Genomic DNA, 13,880 nt, shown 5'->3' on the forward strand with positions numbered 1-13,880 from the left:
TCAAACGGCTTCCTTTCTTCTTAATTGTTGGTGCGAGAGGATGATCAATGCAATCATCAAACCTATAGAAACGAGGGACGCATTTAATGTACCCAAATCAAGTCCGCCTTTCGCTAATGGTTTGGTTAGGAAGTCGCCGAAAGTCGCCCCAAACGGACGCGTAAATATAAAGGCGATCCAAAAAAGAACGATGTGATTAATTTTAGTCAGATAGTGCAAAGCCACGACAACGATAATAATTGAGCCCGTGATGATGGCGCCCATCAGATAAGTGAATCCTAAATTATCACTCAGAAAATCACCAAACGCGGTTCCTAAGCTGTTTGAAAACAATACGGCCAGCCAGAAATAAAGTTCTTTTGATCTTTCGAAAATAGGATAGACTTCCAAATTTTTATATTTCCTGTACCAGAAATAGAGACTTAACATCAGCAAAGCAACCAACATTAAACTTCCCCACGCGTAACCTAAATGCAAACTTCGGTCGATGAAATCCGAGATCTCTGTGCCGAATGTGGTTGTTCCGATAATCACTAACCAATAAAAAGCGGGAATATATTTTTGGGCATTCAGCTGTAAAAGAAGCGCAGCAAGAAAGAAAAGATAGGTAATGCCGATGCCGACCAAATACCCTAAATTCAAAGTCTGCGCAATAAAATCTCCTAAAGTTTCTCCCAAAGTAGTGGCGATAATTTTCATCACCCAAAAAAGCAGGGTGATCTGAGCAACTTTGTTGAAAGGATATTTCTCGGTTTTCATGCAATGAACTTTTAAAGCAGAACAAATTTAGCCTAAAATGAAGAAGCGTAAAGCAAAATTATACTTACAAACTCAAAATAACGCCGTTTTCTTTCAGCTGCTGTACCGGTTTTGAAAACCAAAACAATTCAAAATCGTCGAAATTTTCTTCGTACTGATTTTTAAGGTTTTGAAGCGTGATTTTTTTCGGATTTTCCGTGGAATTTTCGTCGAAAATTTTCAGAAGCCAATGTGCTTTTTCCTTTTCCATCTCGAGTTTTACTATATTGGTTTTCAGGTGGAAGATCAGCCGCGTCATTTCAAAAACATTTCCTTTTTTAACCCTGGAAAAATCTTCAGCAAGAAGATTTTTACCCAGAAAAATCAGTTTTGAATTTCCTTTAAATTTAAAATTTTCCTCTACCAAAAGGCAATCGTGGATATAATCCGGATGAATGCTTGTGCGGGGAATTTTAAAATCGAACCAGTCTTTTAAAGGAAGATCGAAATTAATTCCGTGCATATAATTTAATAAAGATTTTTTCAAACCAAAACTGAATTGGCTGTGATCGATGCCGGTTTTATCCGTAAAATCGATGTCGTTGTGCGCAAACATAATGTCTTTTAGGATCGGGGCGACGCCAAATTCCTCGGGATTTTTGCCGATGGGCGAATGCGCTGTCATGGCGAATTGATGCCAAAAACCGCTCTGCAAAATTCCCATCTCAAAAAGCTGGCGCACCATTTCTAAAGAATCGACCGTCTCCTGAACGGTTTGCGTGGGATAACCGTACATTAGGTAGGCGTGGACCATAATTCCGGCCTCCGTGAAATTTCTCGTCACCTGCGCCACCTGTTCTACAGAAACACCTTTGTCGATGAGTTTTAAAAGCCGGTCGCTCGCTACTTCGAGTCCACCCGAAACCGCCACGCAGCCGGAAACCTTTAGCAAAAAACAAAGATCACGGCTGAAACTTTTTTCGAAGCGGATGTTCGTCCACCATGTAACAACAAGATTCCGACGCAAAATTTCCAGCGCAACTTCGCGCATCAAAGCGGGCGGCGCAGCTTCGTCCACGAAATGAAAACCCGACTCGCCGGTTTGCGCGATGAGTTCCTCCATTCGGTCCACCAAAATTTTAGCGGAAATCGGTTCGTATGTTTTAATATAATCTAAAGAAATATCGCAAAAAGTACATTTTCCCCAATAACAGCCGTGTGCCATGGTGAGTTTGTTCCACCTTCCGTCGCTCCATAAACTGTGCATGGGATTGGCGATTTCGATTACGGAAATATATCGATCGAGGAGCAGATCGGTGTAATCCGGCGTGCCGACAAAGGCCTGTTTGTAGTCGAAACGTGTGGAATTATTCTTATAAACAACTTCTCCGTTTTCGAGCAGAAAAGTTCTTTTAAATTCTCCTTCGGACTGATTTTTATTTGAATTGATGTGGTAGAAAAGTAGTTCCAAAGGTAATTCGCCATCATCAAGCGTAATAAAATCGAAAAACTCAAAAACGCGCGGATCTTTTAATTCCCGAAGTTCGGTATTAGGAAAACCGCCGCCCATAGCGATTTTTACATGCGGATAATTGCTTTTGATAAATTGCGCGGAGCGAAACGCGGCATATAAATTTCCCGGAAAAGGCACGGAAAAGCACACCAACTTCGGTTTAAAGGTTTCCATTTTCTCCCCGAGAATTTTTAAGGTAAAATAATCGATGAAAGTGTAGGCAGAATTTAGCTTCAAATATAATTCATCGAAAGAATTTGCACTTTGTCCAATTCGTTCGGCATAGCGGCTAAAACCGAAATCGGCATCGATATTTTCGACAATAAAATCTGAAATATCTTCCAGATATAAAGTCGCCAGGTGTTTTGCTTTATCCTGAAGACCCATATTTCCGAAAGCAAATTCCATATCATCCAACTGATTAAAACGCGAGGCTTCGGGCAGAAAATTCATGCTGCAGATCTGTCGCGCTAACGTTGGATTTTGATTTTGGAGGAAAAGAAGAACCTGATCGATGGTTTTGATATATTCTTCGCGCAGCGCAAAAATCCTTTGCCCGTTTTCCGACGCATTTCTTAGGTCTAAATTTTCATCAAATACTTTTTGAATTCCCTCCTTTGAAAATAACGCTAAAATAACTTCAATGCCCAAATCCATTTGGTGGCTTGATATATATTTGGTGTTCAAAAAACCTTTAATATAAGCCGTTGCGGGATAAGGCGTGTTGAGCTGCGTAAAAGGCGGCGTGATGAGAAGGAGATCTTTCAACAGAGTTTTTCTTTGGTGCAAAGTTATTTTAAATAACTTAACCACAAAAGTCACAAAACAGTACTGAATTACGGTGGTAAAACGGTAAAAATACTAAGCGTAAATTTATCGTTTCACCTGTAATAATGCAGTTAAAAAGATTTGTGACCCGGAGGTTTAGGTTTTACAGATCGAAGTCGCCGGCGGCTTCGGGTTGATAGATAATTTCATCGATGATGATCTTCGTCATTCCGGAAGGAACTAACCAAGCGATCTCGTCGCCAACGCTGTAACCAATCAGGGCCGCAGCAACCGACGAAAAAATAGAGATTTTGTGTTCTTTCATATTCGCCAGATGCGGATAAACGATTTGAAACTGCACGATGTTTTTGTTGTTTGCGAAATGAATTTTCACGATGGAATTCATGGTGACGACGTCTTTCGCAATTTCTTCGGACGAAACTATTTTCGCGCTGTGTAATTCTGCCAATAATTTTTCGGCATCTTCTTTTTTGATGGTGTTATTTTGCTTGGCATCGCGGATGGCGTTGTGGATGCGCGTATTATCCTGTTTTGTTATTACAATTTGTTTCATGGTTATGTTTTAAAGTAGGTAACTAAAAAAACCGTCTGAATTTTTCAAACGGTTTATATAAAAATATATTCTATTGAAAATTCTAAGTGTTCTTAAAACTTAATCGTTGTTCTTCCATTAATTTTTGCTCCTCGTCTTTATAAAATCCAGAAGTTAATTTTTCGTGTATGGCTTCGAAAGCGGCCAGCGTTTCATTAATTTCAGAATCAGTGTGTGACGCGGTTGGAATTAATCTCAATAAGATCATCCCTTTTGGAATCACAGGATAAATAACGACGGAAGTAAAGATGCCGAAATTTTCTCTAAGATCTCTGGAAAGTAGGGTAGCTTCTACCGTAGAACCTTGCATCATTACAGGGGTTACGCAGGTATTAGAACCTCCTAAATTGAATCCTCTTTCCTTTAAACCATTTTGAAGTTTGCGGACGTTTTCCCACAATTTGTCTTTGATTTCAGGTCGGGATCGTAACAAGTCCAGTCTTTTTAAACCTCCAATCACCATTGGCATTGTTAAAGATTTTGCAAAAACCTGAGAACGAAGGTTGTATTTTAAAATTCGGATGATATCTGCGTCTGCCGCGATGAAAGCACCAAAACCCGCCATCGACTTGGCGAAGGTCGAAAAGTACACATCGATTTGATCCTGACAGCCTTGCTCTTCACCAGCGCCGGCGCCGGTTTTTCCTAAAGTTCCAAATCCGTGGGCATCGTCAACCAATAATCGGAAATTAAATTTCGATTTCAGGTCGCAGATTTCTTTAATTTTTCCCTGCATTCCGCGCATACCGAAAACTCCTTCCGTAATCACTAAAATTCCGCCGCCATTTTCGTTTGCTACTTTCGTGGCACGCACCAGATTTTTCTCTAAACTTTCGATATCGTTGTGCTTGTAGGTAAAACTTTTACCCATGTGCAGGCGTACGCCATCAACGATACAGGCATGCGAATCGGCATCATAAACAATAACGTCGTGCCGTCCCACCAAGGCATCGATGGTAGAAACCATTCCCTGATACCCGAAATTGAGAAGATAGGCCGCTTCTTTGTCTACAAATTCTGCCAGTTCTCTTTCCAGCTGCTGATGCTGTTCGGTTTCTCCGGACATTGCGCGGGCTCCCATGGGATAAAACATACCATATTCTGCGGCCGCTTTGGCATCAGCTTCTAAAACTTCGGGGTGGTTACAAAGTCCCAAATAATCATTAGCACTCCAAAATATAACCTCCTTTCCTTGAAATATCATTCGGGGACCAATAGGTCCTTCTAATTTTGGAAAAACAAAATAGCCTTCTGCATAATCGGCAAATTGCCCTAACGGACCGGGATTTTGTCTAAGACGATCAAAAATATCTGTCATTATTTTATCTTGTTATTTTATAATTTATAAGAATCAAATTTAATTTAATAATACTAAAAAAAAACCTTTCGCGAAGTACAAAAAGGTTTTCAATTTTTATTTAATGATTTCGGTTTTAAAAACCTCTTCATAGTTATGAACGCAGTTGTTGATAAAACCCTGTTCCTCCATCCATTGATCGCTGTATACTTTGGTAATGTACCTGGAACCGTGATCAGGGAAAATACACACCACAACATCATCCTTGGAAAACTCGTGAGAATTGGCGTATTGAAGCAACCCCTGCGTTACCGCGCCGGTGGTGTAACCGCCCATAATGGCTTCTTTTAAAGCAATTTCTCTGGTTCGGTAGGCAGACATCTCGTCATTCACGCGAACAAATTCATCAACTTTATCAAAAAGCAGGGCAGCGGGGATGAGATTTTTACCCATTCCTTCAATTTGGTAGGGATGAATTTCGTCTTTATTAATTTTGCCGGTTTCGTGAAACCCTTTTAAAATGGAGCCGGAAGCATCAACACCAATTATTTTGACAGTAGGATTTTTCTCTTTCAAAAATTTGGCTGAACCGGATAGCGTTCCGCCGGTTCCGGTGCATGCAATCAAATGTGTAATTTTACCTTCGGTCTGTTCCCAAATTTCGGGCCCGGTAGACCGGTAATGCGCATCAATATTAAGTTCGTTAAAATATTGGTTGATGTAGATAGAATTAGGAGTTTCTGCAGCAATTCTTTTTGCCACTTCGTAGTAGGATCGGGGGTCATCCGCCGGAACGTTGGCCGGACAAATATAAACCGTTGCGCCCAATGCCTTTAGATATGCAATTTTCTCCGCTTTCGTTTTGTTGCTAACGGCTAGAATACATTTGTATCCTTTAATAATACAAACCATGGCGATGGAAAAGCCAGTGTTTCCGGAAGTGGTTTCAACGATCGTAGAGCCTTCTTTCAAAAGACCTTTGCGTTCTGCCGCTTCTATAATATGTAAAGCAATTCTGTCCTTTGTGGAATGTCCGGGATTACAGGATTCTAATTTGGCGTAAACCGTCGCGGGAATATCTTTGGTAACTGTATTCAATTTCACCAAAGGCGTATGACCAATTAAGCCAAGAATGTTATCGTAAACATTAATCATTTTCTTCATTTTGTCTATAAAACCGACTGCAAAAATACTAAAAAATAAATAATACAACAATGTATCTCTTATTTTATGATTTATTGAATACGAATTATTGCAGCACGTAAAACTATTATTGGGAGATACGGTAAACAGACTTGCGTGGATTTAATTTTTGTTAAAATCATAAGTTACTACGTATAAATTCTTATTTTCGCAAGATTGAAATTTAAATATGAAAAATTGGTCTTTTAAAAAGTGGAATACCCTTTTGGGATGGGTTGTTTTTGTAATTGCTCTCCTTACCTACCTCACTACCATCGAGCCGAATTTTAGTTTTTGGGATACGGGAGAATACATTTCTTCCGCAACCAAATTAGAAGTAACGCATGCCCCGGGCGCGGCGCTTTTTCAGTTGGTGGGCGCTGTTGCAGCGATGTTTGCTTTTGGGAACGGAGAAAATTACTCGGTCGTCATTAATTCAATGTCGGCACTTTTCAGTGCTTTAACTATCCTCTTTTTATTCTGGACCATCACGCATTTGGTGCGAAGACTTCTCAATAAAGATTTTAGTGAAATTACCAGACATCAGGAAATCTCCATTCTTTTTGCGGGCGTAATTGGAGCTTTATGTTTTACTTTTTCCGACACTTTTTGGTTTTCCGCCGTGGAAGGCGAGGTTTACTCGATGACGAGCATGTTTATTGCCCTTTTGGTATGGCTTATTACGAAGTGGGAAAACGAATACCACGATCTCGATAATGAACGGTGGATTATTTTAATATTCTTTATAACAGGCTTATCCGTGGGCGTTCACATGATGTGTATGCTGGCAATCCCCGCCGTTTGTTTGATCTATTATTCCAGAAATTATGAGTTCTCCTGGAAAAGTTTCATCTGGGCCAATGTAGTGACGCTGGTGATTTTGGGAATCGTTTTCAAAGGGATTTTTCCTTTGATTATGACGCTTTTCGGAAAACTGGAGATTTTTGCGGTTAACGGCATCGGTCTTCCTTTCCATTCCGGGACCATTATCGCGTTTATCATTTTGGTGGCAGTGTGCTATTTCGCCTTAAAATATGCTAGAAAATTAAAGAAAAATATTTACCAGACCATCGCGCTATCTGTAGTGTACATGATGATCGGTTTTTCGTGCTGGATGGTTATTCCGATCCGTGCAAACGCGAATCCACCCATGAATCTTAATAATCCCGACAACGCCATCGGTATGTTGGATTATTATAACCGCGAACAGTACGGAGACTGGCCAACCTCTTACGGCCAAAACTATACGGCGTACTTAGATGCGAACGGAATTCTGAAAAATGAAGACGGCAGTTACAAAACTCAGAAAACGGGCGATGTTTACGAAAAGGACGAAAAAGGCGGCACCTACAGACGTGTTGGCGACCGTTTTAATTATATTTTCAGTCCGGATCATGTAAGCTTTATGCCGCGAATGTTCAGCGAAGACAAAGATGTAATGTCCAACTACATCTCCATGTACGGTGCACCCGATTTCTCCTTTAATTATGCAAACGAAGACATCGCGGACAGTCCGGAAGCAAAACAGGTCTTCAATGAACTCCGAAAAAAGTATGAGGACGGAACCATTAAAGCGGACGATTATTTAAAGGTAAAATCCTACAATTTAATTAATGTGCAGCGTCCATCCTTAGGCCAGAATCTCGATTATTTTTTCACCTTCCAAACAGGATATTACTTTGTACGATATCTTATGTGGAATTTTGTCGGGAGGCAAAACGACCTGGAAGGACACATGGAGAATAACAAAGGAAACTGGATTTCCGGCATTCCATTTATCGATAACGCAATGTGGGGCGACCAAAGTGCAATGCCGGCAAAATTTAAAAATGAAAGCACTGTAGCCTTTTTCTTTTTACCGTTACTTCTAGGAATAATCGGCTTCTTCTTTCAGCTTAAAAGAGATTTCGGCCGATTTTATGCCATCCTTTCTCTGTTTGTATTAACCGGGATGGGTATTGTTTTTTACACCGGCGTAAAACCATTCGAAGTTCGGGAGCGGGATTACGCAATGGTTGGCGCTTTCTATGCGTTTGCTATTTGGATTGGGCTTGGAGCGGCAGCTTTGCTGTGGTATCTGCAGACAAAGGTAAAATCCGATGTGGTGAACATCGTTGCAGGAATTGTTCTGTTGGGAATTCCTTTAATGATGGGTTTCCAGAATTATAATGTACACGATCGAAGCAACCGCTACACTGCCTACGATTACGCATATTCCACATTAAAATCTTTACCGAAAAACGATATTCTTTTTGTTTATGGTGATAATGATACCTATCCGATTTGGGGAATGCAGGAAACGTCGGGTCTGCGAGATGATGTAAAAGTCGTCAATTTCACTTTGCTTTCAACGCCGTGGAATATCGATCAGGTGAAACGCAGAACGTACAATTCAATGCCTGTTCCCTCTACGATGACGCACGAAGATTACCGCGATGGAACTAACGATCAAATATTTTTGATGTCCAAAGAAGACTGGAACAATGTTTTTGCAAATTTAAAAGATCAGGGCGCGCCCGAAACTACATTTGCAGGTTTCCGAAAGTTTCTCACGCAGGATTCGATGTCTTTGAAAGAGGCAATGAATTTTATTAAAACGAAATCCGATGATAAAGATGAAATTTTAAAAATGCTTTTCGGAAATGATAAATACGAAAAATTTAATTTTCTGCCGGTTTCCAAATTCATCCTTCCGGTAAATAAGCAAAACGCGGTGCAGTCCGGCACAATCGAAGCCAAAGATTTGTCGCAGACGGTGGAGCATATCACAATTAACTATAAGAGCAACAGCATGTTCAAAAATAATTTGTTGATGCTCGATATGTTGGCGAATTTCGACTGGAAACGTCCGATTAATTTTTCTTCAGGTGGAATTTACGATCCTGAAAATATTTTCTATTTGGGAGATTATCTGCAGTACGACGGATTCAGTTACCGACTTGTTCCCATTAAAACCCCAGAACGCGAAGATGGCGAAATGGGTCGCGTAGATGCCAACTCGTTATACCAAACCATCAAAAATTACAAGTGGGGCAATTTCAAAGATCTGAATGTTCATTTTGATGAAACCTGCATGCAAAACAATGTAAGTTACAGAGGTTCGGTAGGCCGGGCGGCTGAAGCTTTAACGCTTTCCGGCCAGAAAGCCAAAGCAATTGAACTTTTAGACTTAGCTTCCCGCGAAATTCCCGTCCAAAAATATGATGATCCAAGATCGCTGAGTTCAATTGTTTATGGCTACATTGTTTCGGGGCAAGAGCAAAAAGGGTTGAAGCTGGCAGAACAACTCAAAAAAGGCATTTTTAACGAATATGATTACTACGCGAAGCTTTCACCAGGTGAGCAGCGTTTCGTTGCGCGGCAAATGCGAACCAAACCGATTGAATACTCCCTGATCGTCGGCGCGGTGTCCGATGCTTACAAAAAGATCGGAAAGAACGAAAAAGGGTACGATTATCTTGTGAAATCCATTGAGCCGATCGATAAACGTTTTACGGATTTCGTGAAAGATCTTCAGGCGATGGGCAAAGAAAAAGCCTTTAAGCAATCTGAAAATGTACAGAAAATTACGCCGTTCTATACTTATTTGTTTGATGTAATGGAACCTTACGATTCTACTTACAGCAAAGAAAAAGAGGATCAAATAACGAGCGCAATCATGAGAGCGACCCAATAATTTATAGCAGTATTTTAAGAAGAGCAGGTGTAAACTTTGCTCTTTTTTTAACCCCAAAAATGAAGATCAATGAAATTCTGTGCTTTTCTTCGTGGCGTTAACGTGAACGGCATTTCGCTGAAAATGGCGGAGGTGTTCCAAGTTTTTACCGATGCAGGAATGAAAGGTGTTTCTTCCGTTTTGGCGACGGGAAATATTATATTCTCGTCTGATCTAAAACCGACGGAATTAAAAGTAATTTTAGAAAAAGCCCTTTCCGGCGATTTCAATTACGAAGCTGTCCTTTTCCTTAAAACTGACGGCGAGGTCGCCGAAATTTTCGCCAAAAACCCTTTTACTCAGTCAAATGATGCGCACATTTATGCTTTCATCGGAATTGATGACGTAGAAGAAATTTTGCTGGAAGAATTCAACGCAAAAAAATCCGAAAACGAAAAGGGAAAAATTGTGGGCAAAACTTTTTACTGGCAGGTTGCAAAAGGCAATACTTTGGATTCTGCTTTCGGCAAAGTTTTAGGTAAAAAGAATTTAAAAGAAAAGATGACGTCGAGAAATCTGAATACAATCGAAAAAATAGGAAAGAAGTTTTAAATATTATTAAAAATCAGTAAGAGCGGGCTTTAGCCCGTTTTTCTTTTCATTGATCTTAAGCGGCTTTAGCCAAAACTTAAATAACGGATAAAGTAAAATTACCTATTTTTGCGGAGGATTTTTCTCCTCAACTTCTAAAAACTAAAGCATGATTCAATACTTAGAAAACATTCACCACAAAGACTCCAAAAACTTTTTTCTTATCGCGGGGCCGTGCATTATTGAAGGCGAAGAAATGGCGCTGAACATCGCGGAAAAAATAGTGGAATTGTCCAGCAAATATAATATTCCCTATATCTTTAAAGGCAGTTTCAAAAAAGCCAACAGAAGCCGCGTCGATTCGTTTACGACGATTGGCGAAGAAAAATCTCTGGAAATTTTAAAAAAGGTAGGGCAGACGTTCGATATTCCCACCACCACCGATATTCACGAGAATGAACACGCCGCTTTTGCCGCGCAGTACGTGGATGTTTTACAAATTCCCGCATTTTTGGTGCGTCAAACCGACCTGCTTATCGCTGCCGCTAAAACCGGTAAATGCGTGAGCCTGAAAAAAGGACAGTTTCTATCGCCGGAATCCATGCAGTTTGCGGTTCAAAAAGTAAACGATTCGGGCAACCCGAAAACCGCCATCATCGAGCGTGGAAATTCCTTCGGTTACACCGATTTGGTTGTGGATTTCCGTGGAATTCCCACGATGCGCAATTACGCGCCGGTGATTTTGGATGTCACGCATTCTTTGCAGCAACCAAACCAAAGTTCCGGCGTCACGGGCGGAAGACCGGAGCTAATTGAAACGATTGCAAAAGCCGGAATCGCTGTGGGTGCAGATGGTCTTTTCATCGAGACGCATCCCGACCCAAGTTGTGCCCTTTCCGATGGCGCGAATATGCTGAGACTCGATAAACTGGAAGATCTGCTTCAAAAATTAACACGCGTGAGAGAAGCGATTCTCTAATTTTTTGTTATCTTTAAAAACTAAATTCGCAGCATTGAAAAAACTACTTTTACTTCTGGCGATTATGCCAACCTTCGCATTTTCGCAAATTAATCTTAAAGTTTTAGATGAAGATGGAAAGCCTGTAACGCAGGCAAATGTTTCATATAACAATCAAAATTTTACAACAGATGATAAAGGTTTTGTAAAGATTCCAATTGCCGAATCCGAGCAAATGCTGTCCGTACAAAAAGAAAATTTCCGCGGTTTTACCAAAACAATAAGAACGACGCCAAAAGTTCAAAATGTGAATGTTCTGTTCGCAAATATTGAAAGAGAAACGCAGATCCAGGAGGTTGTTTTTCAGAAAAAGGGCAAGCCGAAAGTCACCGATCTTACGTCCATCGAAATTTCTGCAAAAGAAGCGCAGCAGGTCGCCTCCCTTTCCGGCGGCGTGGAAGGACTCCTGAAAACATTGCCGTCCGTTAACTCCAATGCGGAACTGTCTTCCCAATACATGGTGAGAGGCGGGAACTACGACGAAAACTTAATTTACATCAACGATATTGAGATTTACCGTCCTTTTCTCATCAGAAATTCTTTACAGGAAGGATTAAGTATTATCAATCCGGATATGGTTCAGGCGATCAATTTTTCGCCCGGCGGTTTCGAAGCGAAATACGGCGATAAAATGTCTTCTTCTTTAAATATTTATTACCGGCAACCGACGAAATTTGAGCTTTCGGGAGAGGCAAGTTTAATTGGCGGACGACTTTCCACCGGTTTCGCCTCCAAAAATCAGAAATTTACAGGTTTAATTTCGGGCCGATACAGAAACACAAACCTCGTTCTGAACACGTTAAATGAAGACACGGATTTTAATCCGCAGTACATGGATCTTCAAACATATCTTAATTATAAGCTGACTGATAAATGGGACGTTTCCTTTATCGGTTACTGGAGCAAAAACGATTACAAAATGATTCCGAAAGTGAAGGAAGTTGATTTCGGATCGTTGCAAACCCCGCTGAAACTGAGTGTTTTTTACAATGGTAAGGAAGACGACCAGTACAAAAACATGATGGGAACCGGAACCATCAACTACAAACCCAACGATAAGTGGAAATTTACTTTGGATGGTTTTGCCTACCAGAACCGCGAACAGGAATACTACACTATTGCGTCGGCTTATCAACTGCAGACTTTCGATCCAATTACGGGCGAACCCATCACGTCTTATGATGTGGGCGGACAGATCGATCACGCGCGAAATGATTTAATGGTAAAAACTTACGGCGCCCAGTTTAAAACTAAATTTTCGCCCGATGTAAACACCGATTTTGAAGTCGGTTTTAAATTCGAAAAAGAAAATTTAGAAGATAACACGAACGAATGGCAACTCGTCGATTCTTTGGGATACAGCACGCCGCGGGATTTCGTAAATCCGGGAACGCTGGATCCGTCCCAACTTCGCTTAAGATTTAATATTGCGGGCGCCAATCATATCGAGCCGACGCGACTTTCCGCCTATGCGCAGTACTCCAAGAAATTTTTCTGGGGCGATAACCGCGTTTTTGTAAATGCGGGAATTCGGGCTTCTCACTGGGATTTTAATGATGAAACCATTATTTCGCCAAGAGCACAGTTTGCCATCAAACCCAACTGGGAGATGGATATGTTGTTTAAACTTTCCGGCGGAATTTATTATCAGGCGCCTTTTTATAAGGAGATCAAGGATTTGGACGGCAATTTTAACCCGAACATTATTTCCCAAAGATCCATGCAGATTATTTTTGCGAACGATTACGAATTCCGAATGGTCGACCGTCCGTTCAAGTTGACGACGGAACTTTATTACAAGAAAATGGATGATTTAATTCCGTACTATCTGGATAACGTGCGGATTCGGTATTCCGGCCAAAATAATTCTGAAGGTTACGCATATGGGATTGATACCCGCCTGTTCGGCGAATTTGTGCCCGGTGTTGATTCCTGGATTTCGGCGAGTTATGCGAGAGTAAAAGAAAACATCAATGACAGAGGATACATTTCCAGGCCAACGGATCCACGTTTTCGTTTCTCCATGTTCTATCAGGATTATATGCCGAAATTTCCGTCGATGCGCGTGAATCTGACTTTGGTTTTCGCAAACGGACTTCCTTCCGGAACGCCTGTTTCTTTAGACAGCGAGGGTAAACCGGATTTTGAAGCGCCTTATAAATACCAAAAAACTTTACCTTCGTATAAAAGGGTAGACATTGGTTTATCGAAAGTTTTTATCGATCAGAAAGACAATAAAGTGAACGGTGGTTTTTGGGGAAATTTTAAAGAGCTTACCTTAGGCGTGCAAATTTTCAATGCATTCAACATTAATAATACGGTAGCCAACCAGTGGGTGAACGATGTTTCTTCGGGTTATAATTATCCCGTTCCTGTGCGATTGACTGGACGATTCTTTAATGTTAAACTTGAGTTTAAGTTGTAATTAATCAACATTCTTTTATATATTAAAAATGCCGGCTATTTTAGATAGCTGGCATTTTTTTTTGAAGTAAACTCCATCGG

Annotated in this window: 9 protein-coding genes; 4 read left to right on the forward strand and 5 right to left on the reverse strand. The window is 40.7% G+C overall.

Annotated elements, in window-relative coordinates:
* The 5 genes from L0B70_RS12645 to L0B70_RS12665 all read right to left on the reverse strand — a co-directional run bounded on the left by L0B70_RS12645 (position 1) and on the right by L0B70_RS12665 (position 6,084).
* The gene (locus L0B70_RS12645; protein ID WP_235142134.1) at positions 1-759 is read right to left on the reverse strand and encodes a hypothetical protein; all 759 of its coding nucleotides are present in this window, start codon (positions 757-759) and stop codon (positions 1-3) included.
* A gap of 64 nt (positions 760-823) precedes the next feature.
* A complete protein-coding gene (locus L0B70_RS12650) occupies positions 824-3,019 on the reverse strand; it encodes a radical SAM protein (RefSeq protein ID WP_235142135.1) in 2,196 nt (731 codons plus the stop codon).
* Positions 3,020-3,182: 163 nt separating this feature from the next.
* On the reverse strand, positions 3,183-3,593 hold the full coding sequence (locus L0B70_RS12655) for a GreA/GreB family elongation factor (protein ID WP_235142136.1): 411 nt from the start codon (positions 3,591-3,593) through the stop codon (positions 3,183-3,185).
* Between the two features lie 82 nt (positions 3,594-3,675).
* The gene (locus L0B70_RS12660) at positions 3,676-4,950 is read right to left on the reverse strand and encodes an aminotransferase class I/II-fold pyridoxal phosphate-dependent enzyme (RefSeq protein WP_235142137.1); all 1,275 of its coding nucleotides are present in this window, start codon (positions 4,948-4,950) and stop codon (positions 3,676-3,678) included.
* Between the two features lie 96 nt (positions 4,951-5,046).
* Positions 5,047-6,084 (reverse strand): PLP-dependent cysteine synthase family protein, encoded by a 1,038-nt coding sequence (locus L0B70_RS12665; protein ID WP_235143600.1) that lies wholly within the window; start codon positions 6,082-6,084, stop codon positions 5,047-5,049.
* Between the two features lie 217 nt (positions 6,085-6,301).
* On the opposite strand from L0B70_RS12665, the gene L0B70_RS12670 reads away from it, so the two are divergent.
* The 4 genes from L0B70_RS12670 to L0B70_RS12685 all read left to right on the forward strand — a co-directional run bounded on the left by L0B70_RS12670 (position 6,302) and on the right by L0B70_RS12685 (position 13,800).
* On the forward strand, positions 6,302-9,787 hold the full coding sequence (locus tag L0B70_RS12670) for a DUF2723 domain-containing protein (protein ID WP_235142138.1): 3,486 nt from the start codon (positions 6,302-6,304) through the stop codon (positions 9,785-9,787).
* A 69-nt stretch (positions 9,788-9,856) separates the two neighbouring features.
* Positions 9,857-10,378, forward strand: a complete 522-nt coding sequence (locus L0B70_RS12675) for a DUF1697 domain-containing protein (protein ID WP_235142139.1) — start codon at positions 9,857-9,859, stop codon at positions 10,376-10,378.
* A gap of 148 nt (positions 10,379-10,526) precedes the next feature.
* On the forward strand, positions 10,527-11,336 hold the full coding sequence (kdsA, locus tag L0B70_RS12680) for a 3-deoxy-8-phosphooctulonate synthase (RefSeq protein WP_235142140.1): 810 nt from the start codon (positions 10,527-10,529) through the stop codon (positions 11,334-11,336).
* Between the two features lie 34 nt (positions 11,337-11,370).
* Positions 11,371-13,800: a TonB-dependent siderophore receptor gene (locus L0B70_RS12685; protein WP_235142141.1), complete on the forward strand. Its 2,430-nt coding sequence runs from the start codon at positions 11,371-11,373 to the stop codon at positions 13,798-13,800.
* The last annotated feature ends 80 nt before the right edge of the window (positions 13,801-13,880 follow it).

This window comes from Kaistella sp. 97-N-M2 (assembly GCF_021513235.1).
Taxonomy (GTDB): Bacteria; Bacteroidota; Bacteroidia; order Flavobacteriales; family Weeksellaceae; genus Kaistella.

Bases quoted from the DNA above. Each gene is read 5' to 3' on its own strand.
- L0B70_RS12645 (WP_235142134.1), bottom strand. From the start codon at position 759: ATGAAAACCGAGAAATATCCTTTCAACAAAGTTGCTCAGATCACCCTG.
- L0B70_RS12675 (WP_235142139.1), top strand. From the start codon at position 9,857: ATGAAATTCTGTGCTTTTCTTCGTGGCGTTAACGTGAACGGCATTTCG.
- L0B70_RS12655 (WP_235142136.1), bottom strand. From the start codon at position 3,593: ATGAAACAAATTGTAATAACAAAACAGGATAATACGCGCATCCACAAC.
- L0B70_RS12670 (WP_235142138.1), top strand. From the start codon at position 6,302: ATGAAAAATTGGTCTTTTAAAAAGTGGAATACCCTTTTGGGATGGGTT.
- kdsA (WP_235142140.1), top strand. From the start codon at position 10,527: ATGATTCAATACTTAGAAAACATTCACCACAAAGACTCCAAAAACTTT.
- L0B70_RS12665 (WP_235143600.1), bottom strand. From the start codon at position 6,084: ATGATTAATGTTTACGATAACATTCTTGGCTTAATTGGTCATACGCCT.
- L0B70_RS12660 (WP_235142137.1), bottom strand. From the start codon at position 4,950: ATGACAGATATTTTTGATCGTCTTAGACAAAATCCCGGTCCGTTAGGG.